Here is a 23,990-nt window from a genome sequence, read left to right as displayed (position 1 = left end):
TGATCACCTGTATGGCGCACCCGCGAAGACACGGGAAAAGGGACGCAATGAGCCACACTGGCGGCCGTTGTCGTCCGTTCGGGCGGCGGGGTGAGGAGGTTCTGTCGTGGCTGTCTCGATCTCGGTCGTCGTGCTGCTCGTCGTACTGACCGTCGTCTTCCTGCGCAGCGGACGGCTGAAATTCACGCACGCCCTCGTCTGTATGCTGCTCGGTTTCTATTTGGCGGGCAGCAACCTGGCGCCCGACATTCACAACGGGCTGTCCGGCGCGGCGGACGTGGTCAGCAGCGTCCGCCCCTGAAAGCCGGCGCCAAGCCCGGCCGGGCGCCGCCGTGCGGCCCTGAGCCGCCGGCTCTCACCCCCGCGCGAACACGCCGATGCCGTTCGGGACCGGCCGTTCCGCGCCCGCCGACGGGTGGTTGCGCACGGTCGACCCGGGACTGCCCGGCTCGCGCGTGACGAGCGTGGAGGAGCCGCCGCCGTCCAGGTTGACCGCGTCCCGGGCGCCCAGCCGGACCATCAGGCCGGCCAGTTCGCGTACCGTCGCCCCGGCCCGCCCCGGCGCGCCGTCCAGGGCCAGCAGCAACAGCCGGCGCCCGCCCGCGCCGACGCCGGCGGCGGTCCGTACGGCCGGGGTGACGGTGTCCAGACCGGCCAGCGGCTCGTCGCCGCGGACGATCGGGAAGCCGCCGACGGCGAAGCGCAGCGGTGCGGGCCGCTTCCCGGTCAGCGCGTGGCCGACCCGGACCCGGTCGCCGACATGCAGCTTGCGCAGTTGCCGGGCGCCCTCCTCCCGGCCGACCAGCGTCGTCGTCCCGCGGGGGATGCCGCCCCGGCCGGGCACCTGCGTCGCTTGCGTCACCCGGCCCTGCCGGACCGTGAGCTCGTACGTCTCCGTGCTGCACGGCGCGGCCCGGTCGGTGTCCGTGCCGCAGGTCGCCCGGACCCGCGAGGTGGGCCCCCACCGGGACGTGAACGCGCCGATGCCGTTCACCGGCAGCGCGTACTGGTTCAGGCCCTTCAGGGGGAGCGCGCCCGCCGGGGTCAGGACGGCGCCGCGCAGGGACAGCCGGTCCAGGCGCGCGCGGCGGTCGAAGCCCACGCCGATGACGTCCTCGGTGTTCGTACCGGGGGGCAGGGCGGGGCCGAAGCGCTGGCCGTCGGGCACCGCCGCTTTCAGATGCCGCCCCGAGGCGATGGCCGGGCCCACGGGGGCGCCGGTCGCCTCCACCCCGGGGTGCTGGGTCTCGGTGATGTTGAAGAAGTCCGCGTTGACGGCGGCCACCGCGGACCGCGCGTCGGCCAGCCGGGAGACCGGGGCCCGCGCGCCGACCACGCCGGGGTACAGCAGGTCCACCGCGACCCGCCGGTCGGTCAGATCCACCGTCAGAAGGTGGGCGTGCGCGGTGCCGCGTCCCACCGCGAGGTCGAAGGCGCGGTACGTCACGCCCGGCGCGACGCGGACCGCGTGCCCTGCCCGGGCGGTGCCGTCCTGCGCGGTGGCCCCGGAGGCCACTCCGCTCCCGGCCAGTACGCCCCAGGCCGTGAGCGCCGTCAGCACCGCCCGTGCACGAACGAATCGATTCTTCACGATCCCCCCAGACGTCGCGGTAACGGTCTCACGGGTACGAGGAGCCCACTATGGCCCGGAGGTGTCGGAAAACCGTACAACCGCCGTACGGCCGTCGTGTCGCCTCCGCCACCCGGGGCTGTGGGCTTCGCCCCCGCCACCCGGGCCCCGCGTGTCGCCTCCGTCCCCCGGACGCGGGAACCGCTCCACCGCTCCAGGGGCGTGGCCACGGCCCTGGACCGGCGGAGCGGGAAGCCGACGGGGACGAAAGGGGACGGAAGGGGGTGGAAGGGGACGGAACGCGTGCGCGGGGCCGCGCCGGTGGGGGCCGGCGGTCCTGCCGTGCGGAACGCGCGGGTGGTGCGGCCCGGGTCAGGCCTGCGCGCCCGCCGGGGGAGTGGTCGGGCAGATCACGCGGGTGGCGGGGGTGAAGTAGGTGCCGTCCTTGGCGGGCTGGCCGCCGGCGAACTCGGTGTAGATGTACGAGTAGAAGGCGACGTCCGGGTAGCCGCAGGAGGAGTCGGCGCCGATGGTGTAGGTCATGGTGACCTTGCGGGTGGCGCCGGGGGCGATCGGCACGGCGTACGTGGCGCCCTGGCCGGCGGTGCAGGTTACGCCGGGGTCGGCAGTACAGGTCTTCCAGGCGTACTTCAGACCGCTCGCGGAAGAGGTCTCCCACGTGGGCTGGAACGACTGCCACACGAACCGCACGTCGGCGGTGCCGGTGTTGGTGAACGTCATGGTCACGGTGACGTCCGAGCCGGGGGTGGCCTGCGTCTTGTCCACGGTGAAGGCGAGCGCGGGGGCGTCGGCGGCGGACGCCGGGGAGGCGCCGGCCAGACCGAGGAGGGAGACGACGAGGGCGAGGAGGGCGGCGAGACCGGCCCTGCTGGAGCTGCTCATTGTTCTGCGCATGACCAGGGAGCGTAAGGCGTGATCCGCCCTTCGGGGTGGTTCCGGGAGAACCTGTTCTTTCGACCGAAAAGGTCGGGCCACCCCTCAAATGGCCTTCTCGCGGCCGGAAATGCGCGAAGCGGCCGGATTCGGGTGCCGGGGCCCGCCCGGTTCTGTACGGTCGCCACGAGGGCGGTGAGCGCCCCGACGGAGCCCGTCGGACAGTGCGCGGCGGCGGCTACGAACGGCTGCCGGATGCCGATTCCGGCCAGGCCGTGTCCGCGTACCGGTACGCGCCCGGCGTCGCCCGGCCTGGCGTGAAGCAGCCGCCCCGGAACGGCGGAAGACGCGGCTCAGTGCCCCGCAGGCCCCGCAGCCACTGCCGGCACAAGCTCAACGGCCCGCCGTACGGCATGGTTCCCGCCCCGGCCCACGCACTCCGCCCGCTGCCCCGGCGCCGTGGACCACGGGCGCGGGAACAGCGGGCGGTGGCCGGCCGGAGCTGCGGTCCGGCCGGCCCGGGGCGGGGGCCGGTGCCGGCGGGAGGCGTGGCCTTCCGCCGGTCTGAGGCGCTGCCTAGTGCCCGATCTCCACGTCCTCCAGGACGCCCAGCGCGTCCGGCACCAGTACGGCCGCCGAATAGTAGGCGCTGACCAGGTAGTTGATGACCGCCTGCTCGTTGATGCCCATGAAACGGACCGACAGGCCGGGCTGGTACTCGTCGGGAATGCCCGTCTGGTGCAGCCCCACCACGCCCTGGTTCTCCTCGCCCACCCGCATGGCGATGACCGAGCTGGTCTGGTCGGGGTTGATCGGGATCTTGTTGCACGGCAGCAGCGGGATGCCGCGCCAGGCCCGGACGGGCGTGCCGCCGATCTCCGCGCCGGTCGGGTAGATGCCGCGGGCGTTCCACTCCCGGCCGATCGCCGCGATGGTGCGCGGGTGCGCCAGCAGGTACTGGGTCTTGCGGCGCCGCGAGATCAGCTCGTCCAGGTCGTCGGGGGTGGGCGGGCCGCTGCGGGTGTGGATGCGCTGCTTGAGGTCGGCGTTGTGCAGCAGGCCGAACTCGCGGTTGTTGACCATCTCGTGCTCCTGGCGCTCGCGCAGCGCCTCGATGGTCAGCCGCAGCTGCTGGTCCAGCTGGTTCATCGGGTCGTTGTACAGGTCGGCGACCCGGGTGTGGATCTTCAGTACGGTCTGCGCGACGCTCAGCTCGTACTCCCGGGGCGCCAGCTCGTAGTCGACGAAGGTGCCCGGCAGCGCGGGCTCGCCGACATGGCCCGAGGTGACGTCGATGGCCGCCTCGCCGTGCTTGTTCTGCGGCGGGACCTGGGCGGTGCGGAAGCGCTCCAGGTGTTCGCGCAGCGCGGGGGAGCGGTCCGCGAGCTGTTCGTACTCGGCGCGCGGCAGCGTCAGTACGGTCACCCGGGTCACGGCCCGTACGGAGTGCTCCCAGGTCGCGTCCGGCGACAGCAGCGCCGCCTCGCCCAGGTGGTCGCCGTCCGCGAGCACGCCGAGGACCGTTTCGTCACCGTACTTGCCGGCCCCGATCCGGTTCAGCTTGCCGTGCGCGATCAGCACGACCCGGTCGGCCGGCGCGCCCCGCTCGGCCAGTACGTCGCCGGGCGCGTGCTCCTCCTGGACGAACCGGCCGGCCAGCGCCTCCAGCACCGACGGGTCGTCGAAGTCGCGCAGCGGCGGCAGCTCCCGCAGCTCCGCGGGGATGACCCGGACGTCGGAACCGGTGCTGGTGAACTCGACCCGGCCGTCCCCGAGGGTGTGGGTCAGCCGCCGGTTGACGCGGTACGTACCGCCGGAGACCTGGGTCCAGGGCAGCACGCGCAGCAGCCAGCGGGAGGAGATCCCCTGCATCTGCGGCACGGTCTTGGTCGTGGTGGCCAGATTGCGTGCCGCGGCTGTCGCCAGGCTGGTGCGCGCCTGCTCGGTGTCCGGGGTGGTGCCGGGTCCGGACGTCGGGTCCGCCGGTGTGGTCATGGGGGGGTTCACCTGTTCCTGTCGCTCGTTCGGCGTCGTGCGTCATTTCCCGGCAAACGGTTCTTCAATGGTTTGCCATGGCTGAAATGAGGTGGTTCATTGACCGGTCTGTACGTCTTCGAGAATTCCCAGGGCGTCGGGTACGAGGACCGCGGCGGAGTAGTAGGTGCTCACCAGGTAGTTGGCGATCGCCTGGTCGCTGACGCCCATGAAGCGGACCGAGAGACCCGGTTCGTATTCATCGGGAATTCCCGTCTGGTGCAGGCCGACGACGCCCTGCTTCTCCTCGCCGGTGCGCATCACCAGAAAGGAACTGGTGCCGTCGGCGGAGACCGGAATCTTGTTGCACGGGAAGATGGGTACGCCGCGCCAGGAGGGCAGCGAGTGCCCCATGAAGTCGACCGCCGTCGGGTACAGGCCGCGGGCGCTGCACTGCCGTCCGAAGGCGGAGATGGCCTTCGGGTGGGCGAGCAGGAAGGCCGGGTCCTTCCAGACCGTCGCGAGCAGTTCGTCCAGGTCGTCGGGGGTGGGCGGGCCGCTGCGGGTACGGACGCGCTGGGTGAGGTCGGCGTTGTGCAGCAGGCCGAACTCGCGGTTGTTGACCATCTCGTGCTCCTGGCGCTCGCGCAGCGCCTGGATGGTCAGCCGCAGTTGCTCCTCGACCTGGTTCATCGGGTCGCTGTACAGGTCGCCGACCCGCGTGTGGGCCCGCAGCACCGTCTGCGCGACGCTCAGCTCGTACTCGCGCGGCGAGAGTTCGTAGTCGGCGAAGGTGCCGGGGACCCGGGGTTCGCCGTGGTGGCCGGAGGCGACCTCGATGGCCGACTCGCCGCTGGCGTTGCGTGGCGGCGCGGTGTCCGTCCCGGCCGCCGCGAGGTGGTCGCGCAGCTGCGGGGAGCGGTCCGTGACCTCCTGCGCGGCCTCCCGGGGCAGTGCCATGACGGTCACCCGGGTCACCGCCCGGTAGGTGTACCGCCAGGACGCGGCGGGGTCGGTGAGCAGGTCGTCGCCGAGGTGGTCGCCCCCGGCCAGGGCCCCCAGAACCGTTTCGTCGCCGTACTTTCCGGCGCCGATCCGGTCGACCCGGCCGTGCGCGACGAGCACCAGGCGGTCGGCCGGCGTGCCCGCCGCGGCGATCACGTCGCCGGGCGCGTACTCGTGCTGGACGAAGCGCTCGCCGAGCGCGCCGAGCACCTCGCGGTCGGTGAAGTCGCGCAGCGCGGGCAGTTCGCGCAGTTCGTCGGGGATGATCGATACTTCGGTGCCCGAGACGGCGAAGTCGACGCGCCCGTCGCCGACGGTGTAGGTCAGCCGCCGGTTGACGCGGTACGTGCCGCCCGAGACCTGCACCCAGGGCAGCAGCCGCAGCAGCCAGCGCGAGGTGACGCCCTGCATCTGCGGGACGGTCTTGGTGGTGGTGGCCAGGTTGCGTGCCGCGCCCGTCGTCAGACTGGAATTCTGCGTCTCGCCCCCGGGGCCGGGAATTGTCTCGTCGGTAACCGTCACGGCTTCGCCACCAATCTTGGGAAGTTGACAATCGGACGGCGGCCGGAGCCAGGGCCGTTCCGTGCGGCGAGGTCCGAGCCGCTCGCCGCACTGAACATAGACGTGTTGTTTTAATCTGGGCAATCACTCAAAAGAGTGGCATGAAAAATAATGGAGCTGGACAGGTTTAGTGGAATCCTTCGGTGGAAAGTGTGCCGGGGTGATTCCGTCGGGCCGGCAGCGGAAGACGCGGTGCCGGCGGAAAGCCGACGAGGCGACGCAGCGGTTCGTTCCCCGGCGGGAAACCGGTCCGTGGCGGCTGTGCGGTACCGGCCGAGCGGGTCGTCCGGCACCGTACGCACCACGGCGTGCGTGACCGGGACGGCCCCTCGGGCAGTCCGGTCAGCGGGGCGGCCGGGATCTCAGCCGGCGACGTCCGTCCGGCCGCCCCCGAGCGGCCCGTACATCTCGGCGAACGCCATGTCGGCGCACCGGCCCAGGCTCGTCAGCAGCCCGGCGGCGTGCTCCTGGGATGCCGGGGGCGCCGCCGGGTCGGCGTACTCCTCCAGCACCAGGTAGGCGCCGGGCTCGGGGAGGGTGAACCAGCGATAGGTCGGGCCGCACGGCTCCGGACCGGCCGCCTCGTGGAGAGCGGTGGCACTCCGCTCGGTGCCGTCCTGCCGGCGGTCGCTGACGTCGAACCGGGCACGAACAAAGATGCTCATGCCCGGCACCCCATCACAAGATCCGCGCTCGCGGTACGGCGCCGTCCGAATCCGTTTTCCGGATGCGGAGTTCCGGCCGCCGTTTGCCCGGGAGGAATATGCCCCGGTCAGGCCCCCAGCAGCGGCCCGCCCGCCGCCAGCGTCTGCGCCAGCCGCTCCCGCGCCGCCGTGTCGCACGGCACCGCCGGGTACTCGGCACCGCGCGCCGTCCCCCACCGCCGTGCCACCGCCGCCGGGTCCTCACCCAGCAGCAGCCCCGCCGCCTGCGCCGCCGCGCCCAGTGCGACCAGTTCGCGGGCCTCCGGCACCACCACCGGCCGCCCCGAGAGGCGCCGTACGGTGTCCCGCCACGCGTTCCCGCGCGCGCCGCCGCCGATCAGCAGCAGCGGCGCATCGGCCGGTACGTCCTCGTCCACGATCCGCTCCAGCGCCTGGAGCAGCGCGAACACCGCACCGTCATAGGCCGCCTGCAGCAACTGACCGCGTGTCGTGTCGTGCCGCAGGCCGTGCAGCAGCCCGGACGCCTGCGGCAGGTCGGGCGTGCGCTCACCATCGAGGAAGGGCAGCATCACCGCCGACCCGCCGGGCTCGACGTCCTCCCGGCCCAGACCGAGCAGGGCCGCGACCCGGTCCACGGCCAGCGTGCAGTTCAGGGTGCAGGCCAGGGGCAGCCAGTCGCCGCGCGCGTCGGCGAACCCGGCTACCGTCCCCGTCGGATCGCCGGCCGGACGCCGGGCGGACACCGCGTAGACCGTGCCCGACGTCCCCAGGCTCAGTACGGGCTGCCCGGGGCGCAGCCCGAGCCCGAGCGCCGCCGCCATGTTGTCGCCGGTGCCCGCGGCGACCAGCGCGCCCTGGGGCAGCGGCAGTTCACCGGCCTGTACGGTGCCCGCCGCCTCACCCGGCAGCGCGACCCGCGGCAGCGCCTTCGGGTCCAGGCCGATGTGCCCGAGGATCTCCTCGTCGTACGCCTCGTCGGCCGGCGACCACCAGCCGGTCCCGGAGGCGTCGCCGCGGTCGGTGACCGCCTCGCCGCTGAGGCGCTCGGTGAGGTAGTCGTGCGGCAGCCGCACCGCGGCCGTCGCGGCGGCCGCCGCCGGCTCGTGCTCGCGCAGCCAGGCCCACTTCGTCACGGTGAACGCCGGCAGCGGCACGCTGCCCACCCGCCGCGCCCACGCCGCCGGCCCGCCGTGCTCCGCCAGCAGGCGCCGGTGCTGGGGCGCCGACCGTACGTCGTTCCAGAGCAGCGCCGGACGTACCGGCCGCCCCGACGCGTCGAGGGTGACCAGGCCGTGCTGCTGGCCCCCGACGGACACGGCCGCCGCCTCCCGTGCGGCGTCACCGCACTGGTCCAGCGCCTCGCCGAGCGCGCGCCACCACTGTTCGGGGTCGCTCTCCTTGCCCGCGCCGCCGAGGTCCGCTCCGTCGGCGGCCGTACCACCGGTGACCACGTGCGGAGCCTGGCCGCGGGCCACGACCTCGCCGGTCGCGGCGTCCACCACGAGCGCCTTCGTGGACTGGGTGGAGCTGTCCACGCCGATGACGAGCGGCCCCGCTGCCTGTGTACCCATCGCGTACTCCCTCTCCGCACCGCGGGGAAGGCCCCGCCGGACACCGGGCGCCTCGCCCGCCCCGGGGCTTCCCCGGCGTGCTGCCGCATATTAGTTTGGCCCCGGCTTGATGTGCGCAGTGCCGTGTCGAAGGGGCCGAGGAGCCGCGATGACCTGTCAGCCCGTGCCCGAGGACAAGTTCAGCTTCGGCCTGTGGACGGTCGGCTGGCAGGGCCGCGACCCCTTCGGGGACGCCACCCGCCGCTCCCTCGACCCGGTCGAGTCCGTCCACCGGCTGGCGGAGCTGGGCGCGTACGGCATCACCTTTCACGACGACGACCTGATCCCCTTCGGCTCCGGCGACATCGCGCGCGAGGCGGCGGTCAAGCGCTTCCGCCAGGCACTGGACGCCACCGGCCTGACCGTGCCGATGGCCACGACCAATCTCTTCACCCATCCCGTGTTCAAGGACGGCGCGTTCACCGCCAACGACCGCGACGTCCGGCGTTACGCCCTGCGCAAGACCCTGCGGAACATCGACCTCGCGGCCGAGCTGGGCGCCCGTACGTATGTGGCGTGGGGCGGGCGCGAGGGCGCGGAGTCCGGCGCGGCCAAGGACGTGCGCGCGGCGCTGGACCGGATGCGGGAGGCGTTCGACCTGCTCGGCCAGTACGTCGTCGAGCAGGGCTACGACCTGCGGTTCGCCATCGAACCGAAGCCCAACGAGCCGCGGGGCGACATCCTGCTGCCCACCGTCGGCCACGCCCTCGCCTTCATCGAACGGCTGGAGCGGCCCGAGCTGTACGGCGTCAACCCGGAGGTCGGGCACGAGCAGATGGCCGGGCTCAACGTCCCGCACGGCATCGCCCAGGCCCTGTGGGCCGGCAAGCTCTTCCACATCGACCTTAACGGGCAGTCCGGCGTCAAGTACGACCAGGACCTGCGCTTCGGCGCCGGGGACCTGCGTGCCGCCTTCTGGCTGGTGGACCTGCTGGAGACGGCGGGCTACGAGGGGCCCAGGCACTTCGACTTCAAGCCGCCGCGCACCGAAGACCTGGACGGGGTGTGGGCCTCGGCGGCCGGCTGCATGCGCACTTACCTGATCCTCAAGGAGCGCGCGGCGGCCTTCCGCGCCGACCCGGCCGTCCAGGAGGCGCTGTGCGCCTCCCGACTGGACGAGCTGGCCCGGCCCACCGCCCCGGACGGACTCGCCGGTCTGCTCGCGGACCGTACGGCCTACGAGTCCTTCGACGTGGAGGCGGCCGCCGCGCGCGGCATGGCGTTCGAACAACTCGACCAGCTCGCCATGGACCACCTGCTGCGGGCGCGCTGACCCGTCTCCAAAGGATGGGAGCCCGGTCAGCCGAGCAGCGCGCGCGGAGCCCGGTCAGCCGAACAGCTTGCGCAGGAAGCGGATCTCCTCCGTCCGCTGGTGCCCGCCCCCGCTCTCGTGCCCGTTGAACCGCCACAGCCGCAGCTCCTTGGCGCCCGCGTAGTGGTGGTACGCGGCGAAGCCGGTGGAGGCGGGCGTGATCGGGTCGCGCAGCGCGGTACCGAAGAGCGCGGGGGCGCTCGCGCGGGCCGCGAAGTTCAGGCCGTCGAAGTGGTCGAGGGTGTGCAGGGCGGCTTCCACCTCGGTCCGGGCCCCCGCGAGGTAGCGGGAGAGTTCGCCGTACGGGCCTTCGTCGGTGATCTCGACGGCGCGCCGGACATGCGTCAGGAACGGTACGTCGATCAGCGCGCCCGCGAGCCCGGGCACCAGCCCGGCGACGGCCAGCGCGATGGCGCCGCCCTGGCTGCCGCCCGCCACCACCACCCGCCCGGCGTCCACCGCCGCGTGGCCGCGCGCTGCCGCCACGGCCCGTACGCCGTCGGTGTAGACCCGGCGGTAGTAGTAGTCGTCCGGGTCGAGCAGCCCCTGCGTCATCTTGCCGGGCACACCCGGATGGGGGGAGCCGACCGGGTCGGGGGTGTCGCCGGGCCGGTTGGGGCCGCTCTGCCCCCGGGTGTCCATGACCAGCGTGGCGTAGCCCGAGACCGGCCACAGCAGCCAGTCCTGCGGATGCAGCCGACCGCCGCCGTACCCGATGTACTGCACGACGCAGGGCAGCGGACCGCTCGCCTCCCGGGGCAGCAGGAACCAGCCCCGGATGCGGTGTCCGCCGAAGCCCGAGAACTCCACGTCGTACGTGTGCAGCAGCGACAGGCCCGCGTCGGTCTCCTCGAAGCGCGCGTCGAGGTCGTACGTACCGGCCTCGTCCAGCGTGCGCCGCCAGAACGCGTCGAAACCGTCGGGTTCGGGCAGCGGCGGACGGTAGCTGCGCAGCTGGTCGAGGGGCAGGTCGACGAACAAGCGGTGCCTCCAGGTCGGGAGCGGGCGGCGGGCCCGCGGCAGCTCCGGTGCCCGCCGGGTACCGGGCGCGCAACGTACCAGGCGCCGCCGGCGGGCCGCTCGGTCACGGCTCGGGCCGCTCCTCCTCCGGCCCCCGCGCACCGGCTTGCGGCACCTCGCTGAGCCCGGCGGCCGCCGGATCGAGCACCCGGGCCAGGAACGTCCGGGTCCGCTCGTGCTGCGGATCGGCCACCACCCGCTCCGGCGGCCCCTCCTCGACGATGACTCCGCCGTCCATGAACACCACCCGGTCGGCGACCTCCCGCGCGAAGCTCATCTCGTGGGTGACGACGAGCATCGTCATACCGTCCTGGGCGAGGGAGCGCATCACCGCCAGCACGTCGCCCACCAGCTCCGGGTCGAGCGCCGAGGTCGGTTCGTCGAAGAGCATCAGCTCCGGCTCCATGGACAGCGCGCGGGCGATGGCCACCCGCTGCTGCTGGCCGCCCGAGAGCTGCGCCGGATACGCGGTCTCTTTGTCGCTCAGACCGACCCGCGCGAGATTGGCGCGCGCGGTCCGTTCCGCCGCGGCCCGGTCGCGACGCAGCACCCGGCGCTGGGCGATCGTGAGATTCTCCAGCACGGTCAGGTGCGGGAAGAGGTTGAAGGACTGGAAGACCATCCCGATCCGGCGCCGGACCCGGTCGATGTCCACGTCCGGGTCGGTGACCTCGGTGCCCGCCACGGTGACCCGGCCCGCGGTCGGCTCCTCCAGCAGGTTCACACAGCGCAGCAGCGTCGACTTGCCCGACCCCGAGGGGCCGATGACGCACACCACCTCGCCCCGCTCCACCGAGAAGTCGATGCCCTTGAGCACCTCCAGCGCGCCGAAGGACTTGTGCAGCCCCTCGACCTGGATCGCCCGTCCTGCCGTCGCCGGCTCGCGGTCGGTGCGCACCGCCGTCACCTCGCCTTCGCCGTACGGGCCTCCAGCCGCCGGACCAGCTGGCCCAGGGGGAGGGTGATGACGAGATAGAGCAGGCCGGCCACGAGGATCGGCGTCAGGCTCTTGTGCTCGTTGAGGGCGTCCCGCCCGAAGTTCGCCAGCTCGAACTGGCCGAGCGACAGGCCGAGCAGATAGACCAGCGAGGAGTCCTTGGTGAGCAGGATCAGCTCGTTGGTCAGCGGCGGCAGGACGATCCGGAACGCCTGCGGTATGACGATCGAACGCATCGCGCGGCCCGGCGACATCCCCAGCGAACGCGCCGCCTCGGTCTGCCCCTTGGGCACGGCCTGGATGCCGGCCCGGATGGTCTCCGCCATGTACGCGGCGCCGACCAGGCCCAGCGAGAGCATCACGGTGATGTTCATGTCCAGCGCGACCTCGAAGGCCAGCGGCACACCGAAACCGAGCGCGATGAACACCAGCAGCGCCGGCACCCCGCGGAAGAACTCGATGTACGTGACGGCGAGCCAGCGGTACGGCGGGACCTGCGACAGCCGCATCAGCGCCAGCACCAGCCCGAGCCCCAGCCCGAACCCGAAGCCGAGCAGGGTGTACAGGACGGTGTTGACCAGCGCGGTGGTGATGATGTCGGGGAACAGTGCCTTGGCGACTTCGACGTCGAAGAACGCGTGGCGCAGCGTCCCCCAGTCGGCGACCAGGGCGAGGACGAGCACGGCGGCGGCCAGGACGGCGTACTGGCCGCCGCGCAGGAGACGGGCCCTCCGGCGTCGGGACAGGGGCATCAGTGTCGGCTCCTCATGCTGGCTGCGGTATCAGCCCTGCTGGGGTGCGGTGCCGAACCACTTCTTGTAGATCCGGTCGTAACTGCCGTCGGCCCGGGCCTTCTTCAGCACCTCGTTGATCTTCTCGCGCAGCGCGTCGTTGCCGGTGCGCACACCGATCCCGTAGTGCTCGCCGGTGTCGAACTCCGCCGTCACCGCCGTGTCCGGGTTCTGCTTGACGTAGTCGAACAGCACCCCGTTGTCGTTGATCCCCGCGTCCACCTGCCCGGACTTCACGGCGGTGAGCAGCAGCCCCAGGTCCTCGAACTCGACCAGCTCGACGCCCGCGCCGTGCTTCTTGGCGTACTCGGCGCCGGTGGTGGCCTTCTGGTAGCCGAGCTTCTTGCCCTTGAGATCCTCGATCTTCTTGTAGGCGCCGCCCTTCTTGGTGATGAGCGCCTGGGTGGCGTCGAAGTACGGGTCGGAGAAGTCCATGACCTTGTCGCGCTTGGCGTTGATGGTCATACCCGCCGCGGCCAGGTCGCATTTGCGGATGTTGAAGTCCTGGCCGGTTTCGATGCCCTCGAAGGGGGTGTTGACGATCTCCTGCGGCACGTTCAGCGCCTTGGCGACCAGATCGACCAGGTCCACGTCGAACCCGACGATCTTGCCTTCCTTCTTCACCTGGAAGGGCGCGTACGGCAGATGGGTGCAGGTCTTGAGCGTGCCGGGGGAGACGAGCTGGACGCCCGAGGCCGACTTCTCGCCGGCCGCCCCGCCCGACTTGGTGCTGGTGCAGCCCGTGGCGAGGAGGGCGGCGGCCGCGACGAGGGCGGCCGTGGCGGACATCGAGGAGCGAACGGACACAGGTCCTCCGGATCAGGATGCGGCCCCACACTCACCGGTCGGAGGTGAGTTGGCTGCATCCTGCCACCGGCCAGGGCCGATGTCGCCGTCGGCGGTGTTGCGACCGGGTAACGACCGGTGCCGGTCCGTGCCGTCCCTGGTGCTGTGCACGGCGGGAGTCCCGAGCCCGTGTTCGCCTCCCGGCCCGGGGGCCGGACACCTGCTTTCAGCCGGTCAGCTGCCGCGCCAGCGCCGCCACCGCCGCCGGCCCCACCCGGCAGCAGCCGCCGACGAGCCGGGCCCCCGCGGCGGTCCAGGCCGTGACCCGGTCCGCGCTGAAGGCGGGCGTACCGCACCAGGCGCGGGCCCGCGCGTCCCAGCTCTCGCCGCTGTTCGGGTAGACGACCACCGGCTTGCCGGCCGCGCGGGCCGCCACCGCCACCGCCCGGTCGGCATCCTCGGGGGTGCAGCAGTTCACGCCCACCGCCACCACCTCGGGGACGTCCGCCGCGAGCGCGCACGCGTCCGCCAGCGGCTGCCCGGCCCGCGTGCGGTCCCCGGCCGCGCTGAACGACAGCCAGGCCGGCACGCCGAGACCCCGCACCGCCCGCAGCAGGGCCCGCGCCTCGTCCGCGTCCGGCACGGTCTCCAGCGCCAGTACGTCGGGACCGGCCGCGGCCAGCACCTCCAGCCGCGGACGGTGGAACCGTTCGAGCTCGGCCACCGACAGTCCGTAGGCGCCCCGGTATTCGGAGCCGTCCGCCAGCATCGCGCCGTACGGACCGGCCGACGCGGCGACGTACAGCGGCCCTGCCACGCCGCCCGCCGCCGCCTGCCGCGCGGCCTCGCGCGCCAGCTCCACACTGCGCCGCAGCAGCCCGGCGGCCTCCGTCGCACCGATGCCCCGCGCGGCAAACCCCTCGAAGGTCGCCTGATAGCTGGACGTGATCGCCACCTGGGCGCCCGCCTCGTAGTACGCGCGGTGCGCCGCGACCACGGCGTCCGGTTCCTCGGCGAGCAGCCGCGCCGACCACAGCGCGTCGCCGAGGTCGTGCCCGGCGGACTCCAGCTGGTTGGACAGCCCGCCGTCCAGGACGAGCGGGCCCGCGGCGAGGGCGGCGGCGAACGGGGGCGCGGCAGTGGTGCTCATGCCGTCCAGCCTCTCACCCGGCGCCGGCAGGACGCCTGCCCCGTACCCGGTCCCGTCCCGATGCCCGCTCCGCACCCGGACGCCCCGGTCACTCCGCCTGGACGGCCTGGATGTCCATCTCCACGCGGATCGTCGCCCCGATGGCCGCGATGCCCCGGGCGAGCATCTTGCGCCAGTCGAGCGTGAAGTCCTCCCGGTGCAGCTCGGTCACCGCGGTGCACGCCGTACGCGTCTCGCCGCCCATGCCGGTGCCGAGGCCCAGGTACCGGGTGTCCAGCTGCACCGACCGGCTGACGCCGTGCAGGTGCAGCACCCCCTGCACGGCCCAGCGGGCCCCGCCCTTGTGCACGAACCGCTCCCCGGCGAACTGCAGGTACGGGTAGCGCGCCACGTCCAGGAACTCCGCCGAGCGCAGGTGGTCGTCGCGCATCTTCACCCCCGAGTCGATGCTCGCCGCGTCGATCGTCACCTCCACCCGCGAGTCCCGCATGTCCGGTGCGATCCACAGGCCGCCCTCGAAGTGGTTGAACCGGCCGTGGATCTCGGCCAGTCCGATGTGCCGGGCGGTGAAGCGGATGGACGAGTGGTCGGGGTCCAGCCGCCACTGCCCCGGCGTGGGCATCGGCGGCGCCGGGGCCGGCTCCAGCTGCAGCGTCCGCGGCGCGGTCCGTGTCCCCTCGGTCACCAGGCTGTCGAACCGCTCCGGGCGGAAGCCGTCGCAGGTGACCACCACGTGGTACGCGGCGGGGGCCAGCGTCGCGGTGAACATGCCGTTGGGATCCGTCTGGCCGCGTGTGACCTCGGTGCCCTCGGTGTCGCGCACCGACACCCCGGCCCGCGCCATCGGCAGCCCCACGGGGTCGTGGACGCTGAGGTCCAGCGCACCGGCACCGCGCGGGATCGGGGCCGGTGCGGGTGCACTGCGGGCGGAGCGGTCACGAAGGCGGGTGAGGATGGCGAGCGCCATGGCAGGACGGGGCCTCTCGGTCAGTTGTGTCGAAAAAGGTGCATCTCCATCCTGTCATTGGTTTAGACCGCTGGGGACGACAGCTGTCAATACCCGATGAAACGTGAAATTCATCGCACCGGGGAGAAGGTGATGGCGAACCGGGCGGGAGCCACCGTCAGCTCGTGTTCCGGCAGCACCCCGGGCCCGCAGGAAGCGCTGCCGATGCCGTGCTGGGCGTGGTCGAGGTGGATCCAGATCCAGTCGCCCGGAGTGAGGTCGGTGGTGTGCCGGGCGGCGTCCAGCTGCTCGCTCGTCCAGCGGCGCGCACTGAACCAGAACGACGGCTCACCCTCGGCACGCAGCGCCGAGCCGTCGCTGCGGGACAGCTCCACCCAGCGCACGTCCGCCCGCGCCCCGTTCTCCTGCGGACGCACGTACGGCGTCTGCAACGCGTCCACCGGCATGCGCCACAGCCCGGTCCGCGACGCCTCCCGTGTGTCCGGATACGCCTCGCCCGGGCCGCCGCCGTACCACCGCGCCGTCGAGAGGTTGCCGCACACGCCCAGCCGCACACCCAGCCTGGGCAGTGGACAGGGCCAGTCGCCGTACGGCCGGACCGACACCTCCAGCCGCAGCCGCTCGCTGTCGGCGGTCCAGCGGTATTCCGCGTCGAGGGCGAGGTCCGTACCGGCCGGCGCGACCCGGGTGCGTACCACCACCGCGTGCCGGTCGCACTCCACGGACGCCACCCGGTGCCGCATCCGGTGCAGACCGATACGGCGCCACTCTGCCGCGCGGCGCGGGCCCGGCTGCCAGGGCGCGCCCTCGTCGTTGTCGGTCGGTGCCCGCCACACGTCCAGCCGGGGCCCCTGCAGATGGCAGCCGTCGAGATACCGGAGCACACCGGTGGTGGCGTCGAAGGCGCCCGGGCCGAGGAGGATGAGGTTGCCCTCGCCGTGCCGGGGCGACGCGCCCGTGGCGGCCGGACGGGGCGTGGGGCGTGGCGGGGTGGCGGGCAGCTGGCCCCAGGCGACCTCGTGACCGGCCGCGGCCCAGGCGGTGTCCCCGGCCAGGGTCGCCCGTACCGTCCACAGGGCCTCGCGGCCGCGCCGTCCGGCGGGCTCCGGTGGCAGTGCCACCTCGGCGTGGGTGCCGGGGGCGAGCGGCGGCACGGTCAGCGGTCCTTCGGCGAGCACCTCGCCCTCGGCCTCGTAGGACCAGCGGAACGCCAGGTGCGCCAGGTCGCTGAAGTCGTGCAGGTTGGTGATCCGGACGGTGCCGGGCCCGGCGCCCTCCGGGCCGCCGCCCTCGCCCGTACCGTCGATCCGTACCGGTTCGACGACCTTCTTGAACTCCGCCAGCCCCGGCGACGGCGTCCGGTCGGGGAAGACCAGGCCGTCGCAGACGAAGTTGCCGTCGTGCAGCTCCTCGCCGAAGTCGCCCCCGTACGCGTGGAACACCTCGCCGTGCGGGGTGCGCTGCCGCAGCCCGTGGTCGATCCACTCCCACACGAAGCCGCCCTGGCAGCGCTCGTACGTCTCGAAGAGCCGCTGGTACTCGCGCAGTCCGCCGGGCCCGTTGCCCATCGCGTGCGCGTACTCGCACAGGAGGAACGGCAGGGCGCGGCGCCGGGCGTCCGCGGCCGGGTCGGCGAGCGGCTCCTCCTCCCGCCGGCCGATCCGTTCGACCTCGGCGTGCTCCGCGTACATCCGGGAGTACACGTCGGTGTCGGCGCACGACGGGTCGCCCTCGTAGTGCAGCGGCCGGGAGGGGTCGCGGTCGCGGGCCCAGGCGGCCATGGCGGACAGACCGCGGCCGGTGCCGCACTCGTTGCCCAGCGACCACATGATCACGCTGGGGTGGTTCTTGTCGCGCTCGACCGTCCGGCGCATGCGGTCCAGCAGTGCCGGGGTCCACGCGTCGTCGTCCACCGGATTGTCCCGCCAGCCCTGCTGCGCGAAGCCGTGCGTCTCCAGGTCGCACTCCTCGACGACCCACAGGCCCAGCTCGTCGCAGAGGTCGAGGAAGGCGGGGTGCGGCGGATAGTGGCTGGTGCGGACGGCGTTGACGTTGTGCTGCTTCATCAGCAGCAGGTCGCGGCGCATCGCGTCGGGGCCCAGCGCGCGGCCGTACCGCGGGTCGAACTCGTGGCGGTTGACGCCGCGGAACAGGACGCGGCGCCCGTTGACCTTCAGCAGACCGTCCTCGACGCACACGGTACGGAAACCGATGCGCAGGGGGACGCACTCGCCCGGCGTGCGCAGTTCGGCGTCGTACAGCCGCGGGGTCTCGGCCGTCCACGGTATGACCGGCACCGTCGCGCTCTCCCCGGTCGCCAGGTCCAGGCCGAGCGCGGGAACGGTGACCCGGCCGGCCGGCGCGCAGTCCACGCGGAGGGTGCCGAGGCCGGTGCGGTGGTCGTAGGAGGCGTGCACGAAGTGGTCCAGGACGGCGCCCGCGGGCCGGTGGTGCAGCGTGACGTCCCGGAAGACGCCCGGCAGCCACCACTGGTCCTGGTCCTCCAGGTAACTGCCCGAGGACCACTGGTGGACGCGGACCGCGAGCACGTTACGGCGTGCCCGCAGCAGATGGCCCACCTCGAACTCGTGCGGCAGCCTGCTGCCCTTGAAGTGCCCCAGCTCCTTTCCGTTGAGCCACACCCGTGCACAGGACTCGACACCTTCGAAACGCAGCAGGGCGGGTCCGGGTTCCCACGGGTCCGGAAGGTCGAAGGTGTGCCGGTGGTCGCCCGTCGGGTTCTCGTCGGGCAGCAGCGGCGGATCGACGGGGAACGGGTAGCGGGTGTTGGTGTAGGCGGGTGCGCCGTGACCGGCGAGCACCCAGTGGCCCGGCACCCGCAGCCCCGGCCAGTCCGTGTCGTCGAAGTCCGGCCGGGCGAAGGAGACGTCCGCGGAGCGGGCGGTCGCAAGGAGACGGAACCGCCACATCCCGTGCAGCGACATCCGCCGCGCGTCCGAGCGGGCGAACCAGGCGCGCGGCGGGCGGCAGCCCTGGCCGGGGGACACGTCCTCGTAGTACGGGAGGTGCTGTGGGGGGCGGGGGACGGGCGGGACGGCGGTGGACCGCCCGGCGGGAGCGGGGTGTCTTTCGGGGGCGGTGTGGGCTCCGGGGGTGCGTGGTGCGGGTGCGGTGCGTTCGGCGTCGGGTGCGGTGCGGGGGCCGACGTGTTCGGCGTCGGGCAGGGGCAAGGGTCCTCCTAGCTGCGGGGACACGGCAGGGCGTGGGGGATCACGTCAGCGAACCACGCGCGACGGCGCGCCGCGACCACATACGAATGATTGACCGCTGAAGCATTCGCTCCGTTTCGTACTGGTCCCGAGCGCCTCTGTTCGTGCCGAGGGAGCCGGGTACTCCGGGCCGTACGCACCCCATTTTGGATCAGCGGGTGACAACCGGCCGTACCCGGGCACCCGGGCAGCATGAACGATGCACCGAAGAACCCGGACCCGGTACCGGAGCGCACCGCCGGACTGGAGCCGGGCGGCGGGGTCCCGCCGGGCGAGACACCGCCCGCCGAGGGCAGCACCCCGGACGCCGGGCCCCTGGAGACCCACAACCCGACCCGCGGCTGGTCCAAGGGGCCGGTGCTGGCGCTCGCCGTCGTGGTCGTCCTGGTAGCTGCCTTCTTCATCGCCCGTATCTGGGGGGCGTAGGTACGCGGGCCGGCCACGGGCGAGGGTCAGGAAGGCTTGCGCAACGGCCCGGTGTAGTCGCGGAACAGCAGGATCCTGCCGTCCCGGATGCGGAACAGCTGCACCGAGCGGCCCTCGAACGCGTCGCCGCGCCCGACGCCCTTGGCGAGCGTCTCCGCGACGACGACCTCCGGGTCCTCGGTGCGGTGGACGGCGAGCGTCCGGAGCACGTCGACGCGCAGGGCGGACATCGCCGCCCGGGCGAACACGCGGATCGCCTCCCGGCCCTCGATGCGGTCGGGGACGTCCGGGCCCGCGAACGGCAGCTCGATCACGCCGTCCGGCGCGAACAGGTCCGCGAAGGCGTCCGCGTCCTGCGCCGTGACCGCGGCGCACCGCTGTTCGAGAACGTCCAGGGGGCTCACCGCAGGCATGGTCCCTCCGATCCCGCACCGCCGGGCCGGCGGTCGGCGCACCGGCCTCTGACGCCGAGCAGGGTAGCGCCGTGCCGCACGGGCAGTCAGCCCGCCCGGCACACGTGGCCGCTCGACGCCGCCCCGTCGGCTACCCGGCCTCCTCCTCGCCACCGCGCACCGCGGCGAGAGCGGCCGCGGGGTCCTCGGCCGCCGGGCCGGCGGGTGCCCACTGCCCGCGCTCCTTCAGGTACGGCCACCAACGCCCGTCACGCCCGAACCTGAGCTGCGCGCCGCCGCCGGCCATGGTCCAGCGGTTGCGGTCGTGGCGCAGCTGTGGTTGCGGTTCGTCCGCCTCCCAGGCGTCGGCGAGCTGAGCCGTCGCGCGGGCCAGGGCCGCCGGGTCCGGTGTCCATTCCTCCTCCAGTACGGCGAGCGCCGATACGCCGCCGTACTCCCACGCCCGTACGGCCAGGGAGAGCGCTCTGGCCGTACGCCCGGAGCCGGACGCCAGTCGCGCGACGATCCGGGCGTCGGGTTCGCGCGCTGCCAGACGTACGGCGTCCTGCGCGCGGGTCAGCGCTGTTTGCGGCGGTGTATCGGCATGGCCGGGGGCCAGGGCATCGGCCAGCAGCCGCTGGGCGCGCGCCGCCGTGTCACCCGCCAGGAACTCCAGCGCTGTCACGTCCACTCCGGGTGCCGGGTCCGTCCCTCCTCCGAGGACCGGAGCGGTGCCCGGCTCGTCCACGGCGGGCGGGGGTGCGGGCAGCGGCGGCAGGATGTCGCGCGCGGCGTACGCCTCCGCCGCCGGTATGCCCTCGGCCGCCGCCGGTTCCACCGCACCCGCACCGGCGGAGAGTTGCTCATTGACTTCCCGCGCGCGCATGGCGGTGCGGGCCTGAAGGTCTGCCAGCAGCTCCTGCTCGCTCCGTCCGCGCATCAGCAGCAGCACGAAGGGGTCTTCGTCCAGCAGGCGGGCCGTCTGGTGGCAGAGCGCGGCAGTGTGGGAACAGTGGTCCCACGCCCCGCAATCGCACTCCGCCTCCAGGTCACCGATGCCCGGGAGCAGTTCGATGCCGGCGGCGGCCGCGTCCTCCACCAGGTGCGGCGGCATGTCGTGGTCCAGCAGCGCCGCGATGTGCCCGGCACGGTCGGCGACCAGGTCCAGGAAGCGGTCCCAGTCCGCCTCGCTCAACTCCTGGAGCAGCACGTCGCAACGGCACGGCGTACCGTCACGGTCCTTGACGACCGCCGTGATCCGGCCCGGCCGCACGGACACCGCGCCCACCGCCCCCGCCCGCGCGTGCCGGCGGCCCTGCTTGACCTGCTGGCCGTCCAACGCGCTGTCCGCCAGCGCCTGCAGCCAGGCCAGGCCCCACCAGGTCTGCGCGAAGCCACGGCCGTGCGCCGGGGGCATGGCCGCGAAGGTCCGCTCCCTGTGCGGCCCCGGAAGGCGCGCGTCCCCGGAAGGTTCCGGGCGAGCTTCCCCGGCGTCGTCGTACAGGTTTCCCATCACTCGCTCCCTCGCAGTGCCACCAGGTCCGCCAGCTCGTCGTCGGTGAGTTCGGTCAGCGCGGCCTCACCGGAACCGAGCACCGCGTCCGCCAGCCGCTGTTTGCGCGCGAGCAGCCCGGCGATCCGGTCCTCGACCGTGCCCTCGGTGATCATCCGGTGCACCTGCACCGGCCGGGTCTGGCCGATGCGGTACGCACGGTCGGTGGCCTGCGCCTCGACCGCCGGATTCCACCAGCGGTCGTAGTGCACGACATGCGCGGCCCTGGTCAGGTTCAGCCCCGTGCCCGCCGCCTTCAACGACAGCAGGAACACCGGCACGGCACCCTCCTGGAAGCGGCGCACCATCTCCTCGCGCCGCGCGACCGGCGTGCCGCCGTGCAGCAGCTGCGTGGGCACGCCGCGCCCCGCCAGGTGCGTTTCGAGCAGCCGCGCCATCCGCACGTACTGCGTGAACACCAGCACCCCCGCGTCCTCGGCGAGAATCGTCTCCAGCAGCTCGTCCAGGAGCTCCAGCTTCCCGGAACGGCCCGCGATCAGCGGCCGCTCCTCCTTGAGGAACTGCGCAGGGTGGTTGCAGATCTGCTTGAGCGAGGTCAGCAGCTTGACGACCAGGCCGCGCCGCGCGAGGCCGTCCGCCGCCGCGATCTCGCCGAGCCCTTCGCGCACCACCGCCTCGTACAGCCCGGCCTGTTCCCCGGTCAGCGCCACCGCCCGGTCGGTCTCCGTCTTCGGCGGCAACTCGGGCGCGATGCCCGGGTCGGACTTGCGGCGGCGCAGCATGAAGGGGCGCACGAGCCGGGCCAGCCGCTCGGCGGCAGCCGGGTCGGTGCCGCCCTCGACAGCCGTGGCGTAACGCTCGCGGAAACGGCCCAGCGGGCCCAGCAGACCTGGCGTGGTCCAGTCCAGTACGGCCCACAGCTCGGACAGGTTGTTCTCGACCGGCGTGCCGGTGAGCGCCACCCGGGCGCCCGAGGGAAGACGCCGCAGCGCCTTGGCCGTCGCCGAGAAGGGATTCTTCACGTGCTGCGCCTCGTCGGCGACGATCAGCCCCCAGCGGGTCGTGGCGAGCTTCGCCGCGTCCAGCCGCATCGTGCCGTACGTGGTGAGCACGAACGCGCCGTCCTCCAGGCCGGCGAGACTGCGCCGGTCCGCGTGGAAGCGGCGCACCGGAGTGCCGGGCGCGAACTTCTCGATCTCGCGCTGCCAGTTGCCCATCAGGGACGCCGGGCAGACGACGAGCGTGGGCCCGGCGGAAGCGGAGTCGCTCTGCCGGTGCAGATGCAGGGCGATGAGGGTGACGGTCTTCCCCAGTCCCATGTCGTCGGCGAGGCAGCCGCCGAGGCCGAGGGAGGTCATGCGGTGCAGCCAGTCGAGGCCGCGCAGTTGGTAGTCGCGGAGGGTGGCGGTCAGGGCCGCAGGCTGGGCTGTGGGTGGGTCGAAGTCGGTGTTCGGGGTGGCGGGGGTGCCTGAAGCGGTGAGGTCCGGAGTGACGGCTTCCGGTGCGGACGTACCTGGGGCGGACGTACCTGATGCGGACGTACCTGATGCGGACGTACCTGATACAGAGGTACCCGGCACGGTGGTGTCCGGTGCCGTGAGCCGGTCGCGGAGGCGGGCCAGCCAGCCGGAGGCCTGCACCTCCACCCGTTCGCCGTCTCCGGACTCCGCGGTGCCGGTGAGCGCCGCACCGAGTGCGTCGATGGGCGTCACCTTGCGGTCCTGGCGGTCGCGGGCCGCCCGCAGCGCCTCGGGGTCGACGAGGACCCATTGGTCACGCAGCCGTACGAGCGGTCGCCCCGCCTCGGCCAGCCGGTCCAGCTCCGCCCTGCTGATCTCCTGGTCACCGACGGCGAAGCGCCAGCTGAACGAGAGCAGCGCGTCGGCCGAGAGGAAGGACGGCACGCCGGACGCGGCGCGGTCCTGGCCGGGAGCGTCGTCGTCCTGACCCGCTTGTGTGTACCGCGGCGCGCCGTCCTGGCCGGGCGGCCCCACCACGGCCCGGGTGGTGAGCCCGCGTACCAGGTCCCGTGGCCAGTGCACCTGCACGCCGGCGGCGGCCAGCGCACGCGAGGCCGGGCCGAGCAGCTCGGCGATCTCCTCGTCCGCGAGGTCCACCGCGTCCGGCACGGCGGCGGACAGCAGGGGCGTGAGCGGCGCCCAGGCAGCGGCGGCACGGCGCAGCGTGAGCAGGGTGTCCATCCGGGCCCGCGGGCCGAACGCCTGCTCGGTGGGGGAGGCGCCCGCCCACACCTCGGCGGCGTCGGCGACCAGCGCCGGGTCGGCGGGGTCGTGCAGTTGGAGGACGGCGGTGAAGCCGGCGCGGCCGGTGCCGGCGGACCCGGTCCGGTCCGTGCCCGGTCCGGGCAGCCCGGCGACCTCGACACGCAGGGAGAGCCGTACGCCGGCGTCGTGCCCGGCCGCCACGTCGGCGGCCCAGTCGCGCTGCTCGGGGATGTGCTGCGGCTCGGGCGCGGCGAACGCCGGGCCGCCGGTGACCAGGGCGGCGGCGGGGGAGCGGGGCAGGCTGTCCGCCACCGCGTCCAGGAAGTCGCGCACCAGGCGCTCCGGATCCGGCAGCAGTACGGGGCCGGAGCCGGGGCCGGCGGTGCCGGGGAGCGGGACGGCGTGTGCCTGCGGCGGCAGGGCCGCCGCCAGTTCGCGCAGCCGCTCGACATCGGCGGGGTCGAGCGGGCCCACGCGCCACGCGTCGTGACCGGAACGGCTCACTCCGGGCAGCAGGCGGCCGCGGGCCACGAGTTGCAGCGCCAGTACGGCGGCAGCGCCCCAGAAGGCCGCGGCCGGGTCGGACGTACGGGACGTACGGGCGCGGGTCAGGACGGGGAGGGCGTCGGCGACGGGCAGCACGACGGCCGGGACGTCGATGAGCTGGATGCCGTCACCGTGCCCGTGCCCGGCCGTGTCCCAGGCGACGGTCAGTGATTGCGTCGGCCACCCGGCCCCTTCGTCGCCTGCCGTGCCGTCCGCACGCCAGAAAGCGACCCGCCCCGTACGGGCCGGGTCGGCGGGCAGGAAGACCGCCGCGCGGCGCGCGAGGGCGGACGGTGGTGCGGCGGGTGCCGGAGGAAGAGCAGGGGGACAGGCCGGGGGAAGAAGTGCCACGTGCAGCAAGCTCCTCAAGTTTGACTACTGGCGACCGGAGCGCCCGAGGGTACAGCACGAACGGG

General features: G+C 73.4%; 19 protein-coding genes. 3 read left to right on the top strand and 16 right to left on the bottom strand.

The window, feature by feature from the left end:
• The first annotated feature begins 106 nt into the window (after window positions 1-106).
• Window positions 107-301 carry a hypothetical protein gene (locus OEIGOIKO_RS04190; RefSeq protein WP_125051947.1) on the top strand — a complete coding sequence of 65 codons (195 nt, stop codon included), beginning with the start codon at window positions 107-109 and terminating at the stop codon, window positions 299-301.
• 54 nt (window positions 302-355) lie between these two features.
• Here the strand turns inward: OEIGOIKO_RS04190 and OEIGOIKO_RS04185 are convergent, their stop codons facing one another.
• From OEIGOIKO_RS04185 to xylB, 6 genes are all read right to left on the bottom strand, one after another.
• A complete protein-coding gene (locus tag OEIGOIKO_RS04185) occupies window positions 356-1,591 on the bottom strand; it encodes a phosphodiester glycosidase family protein (protein WP_125051945.1) in 1,236 nt (411 codons plus the stop codon).
• Between the two features lie 351 nt (window positions 1,592-1,942).
• Window positions 1,943-2,485, bottom strand: a complete 543-nt coding sequence (locus tag OEIGOIKO_RS04180) for a COG1361 family protein (RefSeq protein WP_246177192.1) — start codon at window positions 2,483-2,485, stop codon at window positions 1,943-1,945.
• Between the two features lie 555 nt (window positions 2,486-3,040).
• On the bottom strand, window positions 3,041-4,459 hold the full coding sequence (locus tag OEIGOIKO_RS04175; protein WP_125051943.1) for a family 2B encapsulin nanocompartment shell protein: 1,419 nt from the start codon (window positions 4,457-4,459) through the stop codon (window positions 3,041-3,043).
• A 96-nt stretch (window positions 4,460-4,555) separates the two neighbouring features.
• Window positions 4,556-5,965 (bottom strand): family 2B encapsulin nanocompartment shell protein, encoded by a 1,410-nt coding sequence (locus OEIGOIKO_RS04170; protein ID WP_125051941.1) that lies wholly within the window; start codon window positions 5,963-5,965, stop codon window positions 4,556-4,558.
• A 401-nt stretch (window positions 5,966-6,366) separates the two neighbouring features.
• Window positions 6,367-6,669 carry a hypothetical protein gene (locus OEIGOIKO_RS04165; RefSeq protein WP_125051939.1) on the bottom strand — a complete coding sequence of 101 codons (303 nt, stop codon included), beginning with the start codon at window positions 6,667-6,669 and terminating at the stop codon, window positions 6,367-6,369.
• A 107-nt stretch (window positions 6,670-6,776) separates the two neighbouring features.
• Window positions 6,777-8,240, bottom strand: a complete 1,464-nt coding sequence (gene xylB / locus OEIGOIKO_RS04160) for a xylulokinase (RefSeq protein ID WP_125051937.1) — start codon at window positions 8,238-8,240, stop codon at window positions 6,777-6,779.
• Window positions 8,241-8,388: 148 nt separating this feature from the next.
• Here xylB and xylA point away from each other — a divergent pair, with 148 nt between their 5' ends.
• Entirely contained in the window at window positions 8,389-9,552 is a 1,164-nt protein-coding gene (gene xylA / locus OEIGOIKO_RS04155) for a xylose isomerase (protein WP_125051935.1), read from the top strand.
• 54 nt (window positions 9,553-9,606) lie between these two features.
• Here the strand turns inward: xylA and OEIGOIKO_RS04150 are convergent, their stop codons facing one another.
• The 7 genes from OEIGOIKO_RS04150 to OEIGOIKO_RS04120 all read right to left on the bottom strand — a co-directional run bounded on the left by OEIGOIKO_RS04150 (window position 9,607) and on the right by OEIGOIKO_RS04120 (window position 18,433).
• Window positions 9,607-10,572, bottom strand: a complete 966-nt coding sequence (locus OEIGOIKO_RS04150) for an acetylxylan esterase (protein ID WP_125051933.1) — start codon at window positions 10,570-10,572, stop codon at window positions 9,607-9,609.
• A 103-nt stretch (window positions 10,573-10,675) separates the two neighbouring features.
• A complete protein-coding gene (locus OEIGOIKO_RS04145) occupies window positions 10,676-11,518 on the bottom strand; it encodes an amino acid ABC transporter ATP-binding protein (protein WP_281288328.1) in 843 nt (280 codons plus the stop codon).
• On the bottom strand, window positions 11,515-12,300 hold the full coding sequence (locus OEIGOIKO_RS04140; protein WP_030023290.1) for an amino acid ABC transporter permease: 786 nt from the start codon (window positions 12,298-12,300) through the stop codon (window positions 11,515-11,517). The genes OEIGOIKO_RS04145 and OEIGOIKO_RS04140 overlap by 4 nt, the downstream gene beginning before the upstream one ends.
• A 30-nt stretch (window positions 12,301-12,330) precedes the next feature.
• Window positions 12,331-13,128, bottom strand: a complete 798-nt coding sequence (locus tag OEIGOIKO_RS04135) for a transporter substrate-binding domain-containing protein (RefSeq protein ID WP_125058432.1) — start codon at window positions 13,126-13,128, stop codon at window positions 12,331-12,333.
• A gap of 223 nt (window positions 13,129-13,351) precedes the next feature.
• On the bottom strand, window positions 13,352-14,275 hold the full coding sequence (gene mmuM, locus OEIGOIKO_RS04130; RefSeq protein ID WP_125051929.1) for a homocysteine S-methyltransferase: 924 nt from the start codon (window positions 14,273-14,275) through the stop codon (window positions 13,352-13,354).
• Between the two features lie 88 nt (window positions 14,276-14,363).
• Complete coding sequence (locus OEIGOIKO_RS04125) at window positions 14,364-15,242, bottom strand: YceI family protein (protein ID WP_125051927.1); 879 nt, start codon at window positions 15,240-15,242, stop codon at window positions 14,364-14,366.
• Window positions 15,243-15,352: 110 nt separating this feature from the next.
• A complete protein-coding gene (locus OEIGOIKO_RS04120; protein ID WP_371858883.1) occupies window positions 15,353-18,433 on the bottom strand; it encodes a glycoside hydrolase family 2 TIM barrel-domain containing protein in 3,081 nt (1,026 codons plus the stop codon).
• A 231-nt stretch (window positions 18,434-18,664) separates the two neighbouring features.
• On the opposite strand from OEIGOIKO_RS04120, the gene OEIGOIKO_RS04115 reads away from it, so the two are divergent.
• Window positions 18,665-18,898: a DUF6480 family protein gene (locus OEIGOIKO_RS04115; RefSeq protein ID WP_125051925.1), complete on the top strand. Its 234-nt coding sequence runs from the start codon at window positions 18,665-18,667 to the stop codon at window positions 18,896-18,898.
• Between the two features lie 26 nt (window positions 18,899-18,924).
• Here the strand turns inward: OEIGOIKO_RS04115 and OEIGOIKO_RS04110 are convergent, their stop codons facing one another.
• From OEIGOIKO_RS04110 to OEIGOIKO_RS04100, 3 genes are all read right to left on the bottom strand, one after another.
• Window positions 18,925-19,302: a nuclear transport factor 2 family protein gene (locus OEIGOIKO_RS04110; RefSeq protein WP_167515053.1), complete on the bottom strand. Its 378-nt coding sequence runs from the start codon at window positions 19,300-19,302 to the stop codon at window positions 18,925-18,927.
• Window positions 19,303-19,441: 139 nt separating this feature from the next.
• Window positions 19,442-20,803, bottom strand: coding sequence for an SWF or SNF family helicase (locus tag OEIGOIKO_RS04105; protein ID WP_371858882.1), 1,362 nt, complete (start codon window positions 20,801-20,803; stop codon window positions 19,442-19,444).
• A complete protein-coding gene (locus OEIGOIKO_RS04100; RefSeq protein ID WP_246177191.1) occupies window positions 20,803-23,925 on the bottom strand; it encodes a DEAD/DEAH box helicase in 3,123 nt (1,040 codons plus the stop codon). The genes OEIGOIKO_RS04105 and OEIGOIKO_RS04100 overlap by 1 nt, the downstream gene beginning before the upstream one ends.
• Window positions 23,926-23,990 lie beyond the last annotated feature (65 nt).

The organism is Streptomyces paromomycinus (assembly GCF_003865155.1).
GTDB lineage: Bacteria > Actinomycetota > Actinomycetes > Streptomycetales > Streptomycetaceae > Streptomyces > Streptomyces chrestomyceticus.
The sequence above is the reverse complement of the archived record's forward strand: the minus strand, read 5'-3'. Positions and strand labels throughout refer to the sequence as shown.